The sequence below is a fragment of the Planktothrix paucivesiculata PCC 9631 genome, assembly GCF_900009265.2.
GTDB classification, from domain to species: domain Bacteria; phylum Cyanobacteriota; class Cyanobacteriia; order Cyanobacteriales; family Microcoleaceae; genus Planktothrix; species Planktothrix paucivesiculata.
Genome location: NZ_LR735008.1, coordinates 44,905 through 60,000, shown reverse-complemented (window position 1 = coordinate 60,000; position 15,096 = coordinate 44,905). Strand labels below are relative to the sequence as shown.

The 15,096-nt window shown below is 40.5% G+C and carries 10 protein-coding genes; 6 read left to right on the top strand and 4 right to left on the bottom strand.

Going from position 1 to position 15,096, the window contains the following annotated elements:
- Positions 1–126 precede the first annotated feature (126 nt).
- The 4 genes from PL9631_RS07265 to PL9631_RS07250 all read left to right on the top strand — a co-directional run bounded on the left by PL9631_RS07265 (position 127) and on the right by PL9631_RS07250 (position 5,766).
- On the top strand, positions 127–1,023 hold the full coding sequence (locus PL9631_RS07265; protein ID WP_083618511.1) for a CoB--CoM heterodisulfide reductase iron-sulfur subunit B family protein: 897 nt from the start codon (positions 127–129) through the stop codon (positions 1,021–1,023).
- Positions 1,024–1,214: 191 nt separating this feature from the next.
- Positions 1,215–1,460 carry a photosystem I iron-sulfur center protein PsaC gene (gene psaC, locus PL9631_RS07260; RefSeq protein WP_083618509.1) on the top strand — a complete coding sequence of 82 codons (246 nt, stop codon included), beginning with the start codon at positions 1,215–1,217 and terminating at the stop codon, positions 1,458–1,460.
- A gap of 233 nt (positions 1,461–1,693) precedes the next feature.
- Positions 1,694–3,610, top strand: a complete 1,917-nt coding sequence (gene glmS / locus PL9631_RS07255) for a glutamine--fructose-6-phosphate transaminase (isomerizing) (protein WP_083618507.1) — start codon at positions 1,694–1,696, stop codon at positions 3,608–3,610.
- Positions 3,611–3,690: 80 nt separating this feature from the next.
- On the top strand, positions 3,691–5,766 hold the full coding sequence (locus PL9631_RS07250; RefSeq protein WP_083618505.1) for a cation:proton antiporter domain-containing protein: 2,076 nt from the start codon (positions 3,691–3,693) through the stop codon (positions 5,764–5,766).
- Positions 5,767–5,823: 57 nt separating this feature from the next.
- Here the strand turns inward: PL9631_RS07250 and PL9631_RS07245 are convergent, their stop codons facing one another.
- Complete coding sequence (locus PL9631_RS07245; RefSeq protein WP_083618503.1) at positions 5,824–6,297, bottom strand: universal stress protein; 474 nt, start codon at positions 6,295–6,297, stop codon at positions 5,824–5,826.
- A gap of 208 nt (positions 6,298–6,505) precedes the next feature.
- On the opposite strand from PL9631_RS07245, the gene leuB reads away from it, so the two are divergent.
- Positions 6,506–7,594, top strand: coding sequence for a 3-isopropylmalate dehydrogenase (gene leuB / locus PL9631_RS07240; RefSeq protein ID WP_083618501.1), 1,089 nt, complete (start codon positions 6,506–6,508; stop codon positions 7,592–7,594).
- A 174-nt stretch (positions 7,595–7,768) separates the two neighbouring features.
- Here leuB and PL9631_RS07235 read toward each other — a convergent pair whose 3' ends face one another.
- From PL9631_RS07235 to PL9631_RS07225, 3 genes are all read right to left on the bottom strand, one after another.
- A complete protein-coding gene (locus tag PL9631_RS07235) occupies positions 7,769–10,174 on the bottom strand; it encodes a diguanylate cyclase domain-containing protein (RefSeq protein ID WP_083618498.1) in 2,406 nt (801 codons plus the stop codon).
- A gap of 722 nt (positions 10,175–10,896) precedes the next feature.
- Positions 10,897–12,690: an ArnT family glycosyltransferase gene (locus PL9631_RS07230; RefSeq protein WP_083618496.1), complete on the bottom strand. Its 1,794-nt coding sequence runs from the start codon at positions 12,688–12,690 to the stop codon at positions 10,897–10,899.
- Entirely contained in the window at positions 12,690–13,358 is a 669-nt protein-coding gene (locus tag PL9631_RS07225; protein ID WP_083618494.1) for a phosphatase PAP2 family protein, read from the bottom strand. The genes PL9631_RS07230 and PL9631_RS07225 overlap by 1 nt, the downstream gene beginning before the upstream one ends.
- Before the next feature lie 171 nt (positions 13,359–13,529).
- Between PL9631_RS07225 and pap the strand changes: the two genes are divergently transcribed.
- Positions 13,530–15,017 (top strand): polyphosphate:AMP phosphotransferase, encoded by a 1,488-nt coding sequence (gene pap, locus PL9631_RS07220; RefSeq protein ID WP_083618493.1) that lies wholly within the window; start codon positions 13,530–13,532, stop codon positions 15,015–15,017.
- Positions 15,018–15,096: the final 79 nt, after the last annotated feature.

The following is a 15,096-nucleotide window of genomic DNA, read 5'->3' as shown; positions in this document are numbered from 1 at the left end:
TTTTTACCCTTAAAAAACCTTAATTTTTAATTCTTAATTTTGCCGATCGCCCTAGGATGGAGAGATGATGAAAAATAACGGGCGTTCTTCAGAACACCCCTGTCGTTAGTGGAGAAGGTAATTTCTATGCCATCCTTGAGATATGCCTATTTTCCGGGCTGTGTTGCCCAAGGTGCTTGTCGGGAACTGTATCAGTCTACGCAAGTTCTTTCCGAAGCGTTAGGCATTGAACTCATTGAACTGAAAAAGGCATCTTGCTGCGGTTCAGGAACCTTCAAAGAAGATTCCCGACTGTTGGAAGATACGGTCAATGCCCGGAATATTGCTTTAGCAGAAGAATTAAATTTACCCTTATTAACCCATTGCAGCACCTGTCAGGGGGTAATTGGTCATGTTGACGAACGGTTAAAAGAATTTCAGGAAAATGATCCGGCTTATCTTGAAAAGGTGAATGGATTACTGAGCAAAGAAGGCTGCTCACCCTATCAAGGGACAACGGAAGTTAAACACCTGCTGTGGGCCTTAGTTGCCGATTATGGTTTGGTTGAAATTGAACGCCAAGTCAGTCGCAAACTCTCCGGCTTAAAGTGTGCTGCCTTTTATGGCTGCTATCTCCTCCGGGCTCAAACCCATTTGCCCTATGATGACCCCCACAGCCCGGAATCGATGGAAAACCTATTTCGGGCTGTGGGGGCAACTCCCGTCTATTATCGGGGCAGAACCCAATGTTGCGGTTGGCCCCTATCAAGTTACGCGACGGAATCGGCCTTTCAAATGGCTGGAAAACAAATTCAGGATGCTATTGACAACGGTGCAGATTGTATGGTAACACCCTGTCCCCTGTGTCATCTAAATTTAGATTCTCGTCAACCGGAAGTCGAAAAAGTGATCGGTCGTCCCTTGGGTTTACCCGTTCTCCATCTTCCCCAATTAGTGGCTTTGGCCCTGGGGATTGACCCCCAACAACTCGGTTTAGACCACCATGTTGTTTCCACAAAGTCGGTTTTGGAAAAAATCAGATAGTTGACAGTTCAGGTTTAGGCACTCAATTGTCAAATTGTTTAAAGTTTTATTTCCTTATGTGTATTGGAAGTGAAACACTGGGGTATTGTGATGCAATATATGGGATGATTCCGCTCATATTAAGCTGGACTTCTAATCTGTACTTAGGGCAGAACTTGTAACATTTTGATATCTACTGGAGAAATCATTCAATGTCTCATTCAGTCAAAATTTACGATACCTGTATCGGCTGTACCCAATGCGTGCGCGCTTGCCCCACTGACGTCCTAGAGATGGTTCCCTGGGATGGTTGCAAGGCAGCACAGGTAGCGTCCTCTCCCCGCACCGAAGATTGTGTCGGTTGCAAACGTTGTGAAACTGCCTGTCCTACGGATTTCTTGAGTATTCGGGTTTATCTCGGTGCTGAAACCACTCGTAGTATGGGTCTAGCCTACTAAACTCTGCCCCAAAGCAGTTGTTTATATTAATCCATAATGTACTGCTTTCACCGGAAAGACTACAGTGGGTTCAATCTTCATGGAGGGGGGAAATTCCACCCTCTTTTTTGTTGGGGGTGTTCCTGGTTAACTGAAATTCGATACCGGAATATAAAGATATCGCGATTGTTAAGATAGGGGGAATGAACTCGGATTAAGATTCGGGAGCCACTGAAACAGGAGATGTGAGATTCATGTGTGGAATTGTAGGTTACATTGGGACTCGAATTGCCAGTGAAATTCTCATGGCTGGGTTAGAAAAACTGGAATATCGGGGTTATGATTCGGCGGGTTTGGCGACAATTTGGGAAGGGAATATTCATTCTCTTAGAGCTAAGGGAAAGCTCCATAACCTACGGGAAAAATTAGCCCATGTTGAGATGCCCTCTAGTATTGGAATTGGTCATACACGCTGGGCAACCCATGGCAAACCAGAAGAACGAAATGCCCATCCGCACTTGGATAATAAAGGACGAGTGGCGGTTGTTCAGAATGGAATTGTGGAAAATTATCGGGAATTACGAGAAGAATTAAAAGCTAAGGGTTATGAGTTTAAATCCGATACGGATACGGAAGTGATTCCCCATTTGATTGCTGACTTTTTAGCCACTCCAACTTCTGAAAAAATATCTTTTTTAGAGGCTGTGCGTCAAACGGTTAATCGTTTAGAAGGAGCCTTTGCCATTGCGGTTTTATGTGCAGATTCTCCCAATGAATTAATTGTGGCTCGTCAACAAGCTCCTTTATCTATTGGTTTAGGTCAAGGAGAATTTTTCTGTGCATCGGATACCCCGGCTTTAGTTCCCTATACCCAAGCGGTTTTAAGTTTGGAAAATGGGGAAATGGCTCGTTTAACCCATTTGGGTGTAGAAGTTTATAGTTTTGCGGGAGAGCGTTTACATAAAGTTCCTCGGATTCTGAATTGGAGTCCCACTCTGGTTGAGAAGCATATCTTTAAACATTTTATGTTAAAAGAAATCCATGAACAACCGGGAGTTGTTCGGGATTGTTTGCAAGCCTATTTAGATCCAGAATTGGAGTTAGAACCGGAAAAAATAACTGAAAAATCTAAAGCAAAAAAACGCCCTTCACCGATTCATTTAAGTGTTCCTTCAAGCTGGTATCAAGATTTAGAACAAATTGAAATTCTAGCCTGTGGAACCAGTTGGCACGCTAGTTTAGTCGGGAAATATTTGTTAGAACAAATCGCCAATATTCCTACTGCGGTACAGTATGCGTCTGAGGCCCGTTACGCACCGACTCCCCTACGACCCCATACTTTAACGATTGGGGTTACGCAGTCAGGAGAAACGGCTGATACCTTAGCTTCCTTAGCTATGGAACAACAACGACGGGTTAATACCCCGGCAAAATACGCGCCTAAACTATTAGGAATTACGAACCGTCCTGAAAGTTCTTTAGCCCAATTAGTTCCCCATATTATTGATACCAGAGCCGGAATTGAAATTGGGGTAGCTGCAACCAAAACCTTTGTTGCTCAATTAGTTGCCTTTTATTTATTGGCTTTAGATATTGCTTGGCATCGTCAAAGTTTGCCGGAATCTCGCTTACTTGAAATTATCAAGGATTTGCGACAACTTCCGGCTCAAATGGAACAGTTATTACAGGGTCAAGAAAAACATATTGAGGAGTTAGCCTCTGATTTTAATGAAACCCAAGACTTTATCTTTTTGGGCCGAGGAATTAATTTTCCCATTGCTTTAGAAGGGGCATTAAAATTAAAAGAAATTAGTTATATTCATGCGGAGGGATATCCGGCGGGAGAAATGAAACATGGCCCCATTGCTTTATTAGATGAAAAAGTGCCCGTAGTGGCGATCGCCATGCCCGGAACAGTGTATGAAAAAGTGATTTCTAATGCTCAAGAAGCCAAGGCAAGAGATGCTCGTTTAATTGGGGTGATGCCCCTAGAAGAACTCGAAGCCAAGGAAACCTTTGATGATGTTCTAGCTGTTCCGATCGTGGATGAAATTTTATCGCCGATTCTAACCGTAATTCCTCTGCAATTATTAGCCTATTATATTGCAGCCCGAAGGGGTTTAGATGTGGATCAGCCTCGAAATTTAGCTAAGTCGGTAACGGTTGAATAAAACCTCTGATCTTCAGTTATCAGTTAACTTTTAGACTGATAACTGATTAATGATAACTGATTACTGATAATTAATAATTTATGTCTCAATTTTTATCTTGGCTTCCTGATAGCCCCATTGTTTCTTTTACGATTTTATTATTAGTTTCCTTAGCGATTCCTCCTTGGTTTGAACGATTAAAATTACCAGGACTGGTGGGATTATTAATCGCAGGAGTTGCCTTAGGACCCCATGGATTAAATTTACTAGAACCGACTTCTGAAACTATGAAACTATTTTCAGATATTGGTAAAGTTTATTTATTATTTGTAGCAGGATTAGAAATTGATCTCGAACAATTCCATAAAAACAAACATCGGTCTTTGGGCTTTGGATTGGCGACATTTCTTGTGCCTCTGATCACGGGTATATTAGTCGCCTTTGCTTTTGGATTTGGGCCTAATGCTGCTATTTTAATGGGTTCTATTTTATCCTCCCATACCCCTATTGGTTATCCAATTATTCAACGGTTAGGATTAGTTGATGCCGAATCCGTTGTCGTTAGCATTGGGGCAACTGTCTTTACAGATATTAGTGCTTTATTTGTGTTAGCTATCTGTGTTTCAATTCATGCTGGTGAGTTTACTGTGCAAGGATTGATTTGGCAATTTTCATTATTAGGAATTTATTCAGCGATTGTTTTATTGGGATTTAGTCGCTTAGGAAAAATCTACTTCCAACGCACAGGAGATGATGAAAGTAATCAATTTCTCTTTGTTCTAATGGTTTTATTTGTGGCATCTGTGGGAGCGCAAATCATCAAAGTTGATATGATTGTGGGGGCATTTTTAGCGGGGTTGGCAATTAATGAAGTGGTGGGAAATAGCCCCGTTAAAGAAAAAGTGGAATTTCTCGGGAGTGTATTGTTTATTCCCTTTTTCTTTGTGGCTATGGGACTATTATTAAATGTTCCGATTTTTATTTCTACATTAATTAATAGTTTTGAATTGACTTTATCGATTGTTTTAGGATTGATTGGGAGTAAATTTATTGCGGCTTGGATTGCGAAAAAACTTTATCGTTATAACTGGAATGAAACCATGGTGATGTGGTCGTTATCCCTACCACAAGTCGCCGCCACTTTAGCCGCCACCTTAGTCGGTTTACAAGTGGGATTACTCACAGAAGCTATCTTTAATAGTGTGATTGTCATGATGGTGGTAACTTCCACTTTGGGGCCATTATTAACTCAAAAATTCGCCCCGAAATTGCGCTTAGTAACTCCCTTATTAGAAACCTCTGAATCGCTGTTATGGTGGGAAAATCGCTCTCAAGTTTCTCTACTCGAATCCGCCACTCCCTTTCGAGTTGTTGTTCCCGTTTCTAACCCTAATACAGAACGCTATTTAATCGAAATGGCAGCGTTAATTGCCCGTCATGAATCCGGGGGAATTATCCCTTTATCGATTGCAACTCAAGCCCAAATTCATCTGGATGAACCGGAATTACAATCAGCCCTAATTAATAGTCGAATTTTACTAAATCAAGCCTTAAAGGTTGGGCGAGAATTTAATGTAGAAACTAAACCCCAACTGCGGATTGATAGTGATGTTTCCACGGGAATTGTGCGTACGGCCTGTGAACAAAATGCCAGTCTAATTGTCATGGGATGGGGTCATGATCTGAGACTGCGAACCCGACTCTTTGGAAATGTGATTGATAGTGTTTTTTGGTCTAGCCATTGTCCGGTCGCAGTCATGAAATTATTAAAAGAACCTACTGCAATTAAAACAATTTTAGTTCCGGTTAAAACCCTAACACTACCAACAATTCGTACAATTCGTTTTGCTCAACTTTTAGCAGATACTAACCAAGCAAAAATTACGGTATTACACGTTTATTCTCCTCAAGCTCAACCGGAACAAATTGCCACAATTCAAGCCGAACTCAATCAAGTTATACAGAATGCGGACTCTCAAGTGCTATCGGAGATTAAAATTATTTCTTCTAATGATATATCTTCTGTGATTTTGTCAGAAACCCAACAAATTGATCTGATTATCTTGCGATCGCAACGTCGTCGCACCGCCGGAGGATTGGAAGTTAGTAGTGTCACCAGCGAAGTGATTCATCAACTCCCTTGTTCAATGATTCTATTTGGAGAACCCCACGAATAGAAAAAGAGATGGGCTGTGGCTCATCTCTATAGGGAAAATGAATAAAAATTAATGGTCTTAATTTTCAGGTTGCTGTACAATTAACACAGAACATTTAACATGATGAACAACATAATTACTCACGCTCCCTAAGAACAATTCGGCTAATTCTGAACGATTGCGTCTGCCAACAATCACTAAATCAGCACCCCATTTTTGGGTCATTTCTCGAATCCAATACCCCGCTTCTCCCACTTGATATTCGGTTTCAATTGTAACTCCCTGCCGTTCGGCATAACTGATAAAAGTTGACAACCACCCCGAGACTTCATCAATTTCTTTGTCAATTAATTCGTGTTGAATTTGGGCTACTTGATTTAACCGTTGACCATATAAGTCCCCCGGGGAACCCAAAATCATCGGTGATACACTAATACAATGAAACAGTTTTAACTGACTTTCGTACAGTTTCGCTAGTTCTACACCTTGACGAAAAACAAACTCTGCTTGGGGAGTTCGATCAATTGAAACTAAAATTTTTTGATAGTCCATTTTTTTGTCCTGCTTAATTGGTTTTAACTCCGTTATCGGTGTGGTAAAATGCAAAAAATTTTTATGTAAAAGGAATTAATTCCCTGTCCCTATCTTAAACTATAGATTAACATTTTTGGTTCAAGGAATGCTACATTTGAAGGTTGGGCGATCGCTGACCCGGTTCAACCTCGCCTCAACTAATCTGTTTTGTTAATACATGAAGATTATGAGTCAAAACTACCGCATTACTCTACTTCCTGGCGATGGAATCGGCCCTGAAATTATAGCGGTGGCGGTCGATGCGTTAAAAGTCGTTGGCAAGCAACTGAATATTACCTTCAATTTTCATCAAGCCTTGATGGGAGGAGCCGCCATTGATGCTACCGGAGAACCCCTACCGCCGGAAACCTTAGAACAGTGTCTCAAGAGTGATGCGGTGCTGTTAGCAGCAATTGGGGGATACAAATGGGACAATTTACCCCGGCATCAACGGCCAGAAACTGGGTTACTGGGGTTACGGGCTGGATTAAAATTATTTGCTAATTTACGTCCAGCTACAATTTTACCCCATTTAATTGATGCTTCTTCCTTGAAAAAAGAGATCGTGGAAGGGGTGGATATTATGGTTGTCCGCGAACTCACCGGGGGAATTTATTTTGGACAACCCAAGGGAATTTTTCAGACGGAAACGGGGGAAAAACGCGGGGTGAATACCATGGCCTACACCGAATCTGAGATTGATCGGATTGGCCGGGTTGGGTTTGAAACGGCCCGGAAACGTGGGGGTAGACTCTGTTCTGTAGATAAGGCCAATGTCTTAGATGTGTCTCAGTTATGGCGCGATCGGATTATCTCACTTTCTTCCGAATATTCCGATGTTGAACTATCTCATTTATATGTTGACAATGCCGCGATGCAGTTAGTTCGTGCCCCCAAACAGTTTGATACGATTGTGACGGGGAATTTATTTGGTGATATTCTCTCCGATGTGGCGGCCATGTTAACCGGAAGTATCGGAATGTTACCTTCTGCGAGCTTAGGAGAATCTGGCCCTGGGGTGTTTGAACCCGTGCACGGCTCGGCCCCCGATATTGCCGGACAGGATCGGGCTAACCCCCTAGCTCAAGTCCTGAGTGCGGCGATGATGTTACGCTATGGCTTAGATCAACCCGTGGCGGCGGAAAAACTAGAAAATGCGGTTTTAAAAGTCTTAGATTGGGGATATCGTACCGGAGATATTATGTCTGAAGGGATGAAATTAGTCGGTTGTCAACAAATCGGAGAAATGTTGTTAAAAGCCCTAGAAGAAAATTAGTTCACAGCCCCAATAATAAAGAGCGCTCTCCCCCTTTCAGTTCAACAGAGCGCTCAGTCCCCAAAATTTCATCACAAAAGTATTTTATCACAACAGTCTCAAAAACGATAGTACCGTGGGGTAGAAAAGTTTACAGGATAACACGAGAACACCAGAACACCAGAAAAACAATTTTCAAACATCGACTTCTTGAACACAATAACGGGCGCGTCCTTGCTGTTTAGCATCATACAAAGCCAGATCCGCAGCGGCAATTAAGCTGGAGGAGGGGACTAGGGACGAGGGGATGGTACAGGCTACTCCTAAACTCAAAGTTAGCCATTGACTCACCCTAGAATCGGCATGGGGTAATTGCAGGTGGGCAATCGCATTTTGAATGTGTTGCGCCAGATTAATCGCCTCATCCCTAGTAGTATTCGGCAAAATAATGGCAAATTCTTCACCGCCATATCGAGCTAATAAATCCGCAGAATTGTGTAAAATCTCCTCAAGGGCTTGAGCGACTTTTTTCAAACAGCTATCTCCAGCCAAATGTCCATAGTAATCATTGTATTGTTTGAAGTAGTCAATATCACATAAAATCAAAGCCAAATCACCTTTTTCTACTTGTAAACGTTGCCATTCCTGTTCTAAATATTGGTCAAAACGACGACGATTAGCAACTTGAGTTAAACCATCAATGGTAGCTAGGCGGAGTAATTGTTGGTTAGCGACTTGTAATTCTTGATAGAGTTCAGACTGTTGAATCGCGATCACTAATTGATCCGCGATCGCACAAGTTAACTCAATTTCCGACTCTTTCCAACCCATGGCATCCTGATGTTTCAGTAATCCCAAACAGCCCCAAATTTCCGATCCCACCCGTAAAGGAATCGGTAACCAACTTCCTAAAATTCCGGTTAAACATTGAATTTCCTCACAATTAGGAAGATCAAAATCATCAATTTCTAAACAATAGAGTTGTTGAATCTCAGACAAAATCGGAGAATTAATATCACCATCATAACTACAGGAAGCCACCTCTTGCCATTGTTTAGTTTCGGGAAGATATTGCAAAATACAAGCTCTCTCCAAATGGAATAAATTGATAATTTCAGTAATAGCCATGGAAAAAATTGTATCCAAATCCAAAGATTGGCGAATCACTTGAATTACCTGATTTAAGATTTGGGCGCGACGGGCTTGATCTTGAGTTTCTTGATAGAGTTGACTTTGTTGAATCGCAATCCCCACCTGTTCGGAGATTTGTCTAAGTAAGTTAGCCTCCCATTTTAACCAACGGCGTAAACCTTGATTTTGATTAACAATTAAAAGTCCCCACAGATGATTCCGTTCAAATAAAGGAACCATAATCGCAGAATCAATGTCCCAATATTTTAAAAACTCAAACATTTCTGGATGAATCGGATCATGATTGATATTATTGATTACTCTAAGCCGACCTTGACTAAATTTTTCATAGGATTCTAAAGAAATTAAAGGCGTCTCAGATTGTTTGGTTTTCAACAATTCATTCGAGTTGGTTTGGGCAATAATTTTGCCTCGATAATCTGGAAAAATTCGATAAATAAAAACTTGATCACATTCAAGTAATTGTTGAACTTCCATAACTGTTGTATTCAGAATATCGTCTAAATTCAAAGACTGACGAATTTTATGAGTAATCTCCCAAATTAAATGTTCTTGAACAATCAGTTGACATAAGGTTTTTTCGGCTCGTTTTAGGGGAGTAATATCTTGATAAGTCGATAAAAACAACGGGTTTTCCTGATTTTCCATCATTACCGTAGATAAAAGCAAGGTTTTTAACTCTCCCTTTTTAGTGGGAATTGTCGTTTCTGCATTAAAGATTGAACCGGTTAAAGCTACCTGTTTTAATCGGCTTTGAGCCTGACTATAGGATTCAGAACTCGGATATAATAAGGCCAGAAAATCCTGATGAGATTGAGCATCTTCTAAAGAGTATCCCGTGATTTCTGTCATTTTAGAATTAAAAATATAAAAATTACCTTTTTGATCACTCAGGGTAATTCCACTACCAACGGTTTCAATGACTGTTTTTAAACGATTTTCGGTGGTTAATAGTTGTATTTCCGCTTCTTTGCGATCGGTAATATCCACGAAGTAACCAACAATTTCAGAAACATTTTTTGCTTTATCTTTGATTAGGCGCATTTCCACTCGTAACCAGCACAAGTTTCCATTAGCGTGTACAAATCGAGCTTCATGAATATGGCTTTCTTTCGCTAATAATTGCCCAAAAGCATTTTGCCATTGATCTTGATCAGAAGCAGGAACATAGGTATGCCAAATATCCTTTTCCCTCAACAATTGCACAACATCATATCCTAATAAAATTTTAACGTTGTCACTAATAAATGTGATTTGGTAGTTGGGTTGAGGTTGACAACTGAAAATTACTACCGGACTGTTATGCAGAAGTTTGTTAACCCGTTGTTGAGTTTTTATCCCCGAATTGGTAAGCTTCTGATTGTTCGGTGTTGGTTTGATCGAATCTGATTTTTTAGTTGGAGAACATTGGTACTGCATAGAATTAAGTTGATGAATAATCCACCCCATTCAAGTTCTGATCAAACTCATACTTTTCTCGGCTAATCAATACGAATTGATCTACTGTCATTATTTTCATTTTCATTAATGTTAAAAATGTCAGTATTTTAGAGAGTAATCAATCTTAGCCTAAATATTCTTGAGTTTTCCTCTGTCTATGGCTAGGAAAATTGGCTTATTTTTTTTAAAATAATACATTTTCCGACGAGGATTATTCCCCCGTGTTCACCGTTCAACATGGGGCAAAAAATGGGTTGGTATGCAAAAAAGAATTGATGTGGCAGGCAGTATTATGATCAAACTTCAAGCTGGGCTTGATGAGGTACTGGAGATTTTATCCCGATAAACTCCCGGTTTTTTTGACAGCAGTTATCGTTGAACTGATACGCTATCGTCAAAGTTTGCAGGTGGTTGGACAAGAGCAAAATCAGGATGTTCTACCTTTGATTCAAACCGGGTTAGTTACCGTTCCCAACAGAGTTTGGCTGTTTTGAATATTAGAGTTTGACTTAACTGGCTCTGATCCTAGCATATTGTGGGTCTGTTGGCATCTATTCTGACTTTGGGATGGAGTTGATTCAAATTAGGATCAAGATAATCGTCACGCTTCTCAGTTTTTATCCGACTTTTTATCCTGTGGTCATGTTCCCAAAGATGGGAATTTATATCGAAATTGTAATCTTTCATTTGAGGGGTTATACCCCTCAAAAACCTTTATTTTTTCACAAATTCTAACGTTTTAATAATACCTTTATCTTGATCCTGATCAGTTGATATTCTCCTTGATCTTTTAATAATTGATAATCAGAATTTTGTAATCCAAGTTTGGTTATATCTTTGGGTCTGGTAATAATTAAAACCGTATTAACCGGAGTATCTAAAGGAAATAATTTTAATAATCTTTGCTGAATATCATAGGTCATAAATTCTATAGTTTGTTGGGTATAATAGACCAGACTTGGTTTAAATACCCCAATCACTAATAGGGGTTCATTTGGTTGATGAACTTGGCGCACCGTAGTTGATAATTGTCTCAGGGGTAAGTGTCTTTGAGTATCTAATAATTGACCCACAGGTAAAGCTGCTAAACCCATAAAAGCAAAGAATCCTAGGGCATTTCCCGCCCAAACTGCCCGTCGCCATTGGGGTTTTAATAAGCAATAGAGAGTAATTCCACTAGCAATCAACCAGATAATTCCTGATACGGTTGTTAAATGACTGCTTTCTAATATTTGAGAAAAATTAGGGGTATCATCTCCGACTAATTGATGACTAATAAAACTGGCGATCGCTAATACCAATAAAATTAGAACATTAACAAAACCTGTGATTAAAAACGGCAAAGAAATTTTATTTTGATTAGACTCAATATTATTTTGTTGATTTCCCCATAAACTAATTAAAATCACTCCTGCCGGGATCGAAGGTAAGATATAACTAGGTAATTTCGTCGCCGAAAGACTAAAAAATCCAAAAATAATCACCAACCAAAATAGAGCAAATAAACCTAAATGTTGTGACCGATCCTGCGATCGCCAATCTTGGATTTTCCAAAATTTAACTTGATAAATTGCTACAGGTAAATACACCGACCAAGGTAATAAAGCCACTAAAATCACGGGAAAATAATAAAACCAAGGGCCAGGATGATTACTGACAACACTGGTAAACCGGGCAAAATTATGATGCCCAAAAAATGTATCTAAATAGGCTTGACCATTAGCCATAGTCACTAAAACAAACCAGGGGACAGCAATGATTAAAAATACCAGACTTCCCTTTAATAACTGCATTTCCCAAATAACTCTTTGCCATTGTTTTGTATAAATTAGAAATCCCCCAATAATCAAAATCGGCAAGACAATTCCAATCGGCCCTTTAGCTAAAACCGCTAAAGCTGCAAAACTATAAAATATAAAATACCACCCCTTTTGTTGACGGGTTTTCGGTTGAGCATAACCCAAGAAAAATGCCAATAATGAAATAGTCAGACAGGAGGCTAGAAGCATATCAGAAACCCCCGTCCGCCCCCAGGCAATCCAAGCCGGATTTAGAGTCATCATTGCCATTCCCCACCACGCTCCTATCCAACGCTGACGGGTGCGAGAAGATTCTGTTTCTAAAGATATCAACCCACCGAAATAACGCAGGGTATAAAATACTAAAAAAGTAGATAATATTGCGGCTATGGCGGAAGGTAATCGCGCCCCCCATTCATTCACCCCGACGGTTTGAAACCCTATTACTATTAACCAATAAATTAAGGGCGGTTTATCAAAGCGGGTTTCCCCATTCCAATAGGGGGTAATCCAATCACCTGTTAGGTGCATTTGTCGGGCGGCTTCGACAAACATCGGTTCGGTTTTATCGATTAAACCAATATCGCCTAAATGAATTAAAAATGCGATCGCACTCAATAACAATAATCCCAAGATTGAAACACCCCAAGTCAGCTTAGGGTACTTTTCCCAGGATTTCCAAATTTTTTTAAAGGATGAGTTTAATTCCGATTTTTGACTGTTCATTATTCCCTCACTTTTTGATTTTCACGGGAAACTTTTAACCAAGCCAAACTAATCGTTAAACAGATATAACCTAAACCATAACCTGCAAGGATATCACTGGGCCAATGACATCTTAAATAAACACTACTAAACCCAATAATTAATAACCAAATTGTCGCCAATCCGTAAATATAGGGAGTAGCTTTGGGATAACGTTCTGCTAACAGATAAGCGACAAAAAAATAAAATAAAATATTCCCCGTCGCATGACCACTGGGAAAACTTCTCCCGACGGATTTTACGAGTCGATCTAAAGGGCGACTGCGCTCAATCATTGGCTTGAGAATTCTATCGACTAAAATCAAAATTCCCAAGGTAGAAAAAGCCAAAACTTTAGCTTCTATCCAGTACCGTTTCCAAGCCAAAAAACCCAAGGTTAAAGCCACAATTATCGCTGTGCCTTTGACCCCCGTTAATAAATAGAGAAATCTAAAAAAATCATCCCAACTATCAGGAAAAATCCGATGGGGAACTTGAATTAAAACTTGATCTAAAACTAGATTTTCATTAATCGAGACTCGAATCGAAAGTAAAATAAATGAACATAAAATAGCCAGACAAATCCAAAGTTGCCGTTGAGGAATTGCTTTTTTAAACGAAATGAATTGATGAGTTAAAGTCAAACGCATTATTTTCTACGTTCACAGATCAGCAGTTAAGGAATTTTCGATTATACAATAAGTTGAGATCCGGGGTTAATCCTGAAAAAACAGAAGTTAAAAAAGTTGTTTAAGTTTTCGAGGTATCGGAGAAAAAGAACTAGAATATCTAATCAGGAATTAATGAGGATGGGAAAATCGATGCTAGATACCCTGGATCTAACCTTATCGCTGGATAAAGAAAGCTACAAAAGCCAAATAGAAGCGTTAATGAAGGAGTTGCGATCGCTTCAGCATACCTGTCGAGAAAAAAAATTACCAATTATTATTGTTTTAGAAGGCTGGGCCGCCGCTGGAAAAGGGGGACTGGTTAAGAAAATGGTGGGATATATGGACCCGAGGGGATTTGCTGTCCATCCGATTTGGCCATCAACCAATGAAGAATCCCGCTATCCGTTTCTCTGGCGGTTTTGGCAAAAATTACCCCCCCAAGGCAGTATTGGCATTTTTTACCATAGTTGGTATACCTACGTTTTAGAGGATCGCTTATTTGGGCGACTGGAAGAACAGGAAGTCCCGATGGCGATGCGACAAATTAACGCCTTTGAACGCCAACTGGTGGACGATGGGGCAGTGATGGTGAAATTTTGGATACATTTGAGCAAAAAAGAAATTAAACAACGGCTGAAAAAAGCCTCCGAAGACGAGTTAGAAGCGTGGCGGGTGCGCTCTGAAGATTGGCAACAGGCAAAAAATTATGATACCTATAGAAGCCTAGCCGAAGAAATGGTAATTCATACCGGGACAGGTTCGGCCCCCTGGACATTAGTAGAGGGAGATTGTAAACGCTGGGCTAGGGTGAAGGTATTATCAACGGTGGTGGCATCGATAAAAGAAGCCTTAGACCGTTTAAATATTCAGTTACCCCCCGTATTTACACCGTCCCAAACCCATTTAGAACCCACGGAACCCCACCCCCTAGCGGCGGTTAATCTGAAATTGGCTTTATCCCCGGAAGACTACAAAAACCAACTGCGTCATCAACAAGCTAATTTAGGTCAACTCCAACAAACCCTATATCAAAAACAAATTCCGGTTTTAGCTCTGTTTGAAGGTTGGGATGCGGCGGGTAAGGGAGGCGCTATCAAACGATTAACCGATATTTTAGATCCGCGCAGTTATGAAGTGAACACCTTTGCAGCACCCACGGATGAGGAAAAAGCTCGTCATTATCTATGGCGCTTTTGGCGACGGTTGCCGGCGGCGGGTAAACTGGGGATATTTGACCGCAGTTGGTATGGTCGGGTTTTGGTAGAACGGGTTGAAGGTTTTGCTACAGAATTAGAATGGCGACGGGCCTATCAAGAAATTAATGAATTTGAAGAACAGTTAACCAGTGCGGGCTATGTATTAGTTAAATTTTGGTTACATATCGATCCCGAAGAACAGTTAAAACGGTTTGAGGAACGAAAAGAAAACCCCTATAAACTCCATAAACTCACGGAAGAAGATTGGCGCAACCGGGAAAAATGGCCCTTATATGAAGTCGCTGCTAATCAAATGGTTCAACGCACCCACACCCCCTGCGCTCCCTGGACGTTAGTAGAGGCTAATGATAAATATTATGCCCGGGTCAAGGTTGTTGAAACTGTTGTTGAGGCGATTCGCCATCATTTAAAACATCATTAACGGGGAATTACGAATTACGAATTACGAATTACGAATTAGTGGATGGGGAGGCTAGGCACGGGGGCACTACCCCTACAAA

Bases quoted from the DNA above. Each gene is read 5' to 3' on its own strand.
- PL9631_RS07265 (WP_083618511.1), top strand. From the start codon at position 127: ATGCCATCCTTGAGATATGCCTATTTTCCGGGCTGTGTTGCCCAAGGT.
- PL9631_RS07230 (WP_083618496.1), bottom strand. From the start codon at position 12,690: ATGAACAGTCAAAAATCGGAATTAAACTCATCCTTTAAAAAAATTTGG.
- PL9631_RS07235 (WP_083618498.1), bottom strand. From the start codon at position 10,174: ATGGGGTGGATTATTCATCAACTTAATTCTATGCAGTACCAATGTTCT.
- PL9631_RS07250 (WP_083618505.1), top strand. From the start codon at position 3,691: ATGTCTCAATTTTTATCTTGGCTTCCTGATAGCCCCATTGTTTCTTTT.
- psaC (WP_083618509.1), top strand. From the start codon at position 1,215: ATGTCTCATTCAGTCAAAATTTACGATACCTGTATCGGCTGTACCCAA.
- PL9631_RS07225 (WP_083618494.1), bottom strand. From the start codon at position 13,358: ATGCGTTTGACTTTAACTCATCAATTCATTTCGTTTAAAAAAGCAATT.
- leuB (WP_083618501.1), top strand. From the start codon at position 6,506: ATGAGTCAAAACTACCGCATTACTCTACTTCCTGGCGATGGAATCGGC.
- glmS (WP_083618507.1), top strand. From the start codon at position 1,694: ATGTGTGGAATTGTAGGTTACATTGGGACTCGAATTGCCAGTGAAATT.
- pap (WP_083618493.1), top strand. From the start codon at position 13,530: ATGCTAGATACCCTGGATCTAACCTTATCGCTGGATAAAGAAAGCTAC.
- PL9631_RS07245 (WP_083618503.1), bottom strand. From the start codon at position 6,297: ATGGACTATCAAAAAATTTTAGTTTCAATTGATCGAACTCCCCAAGCA.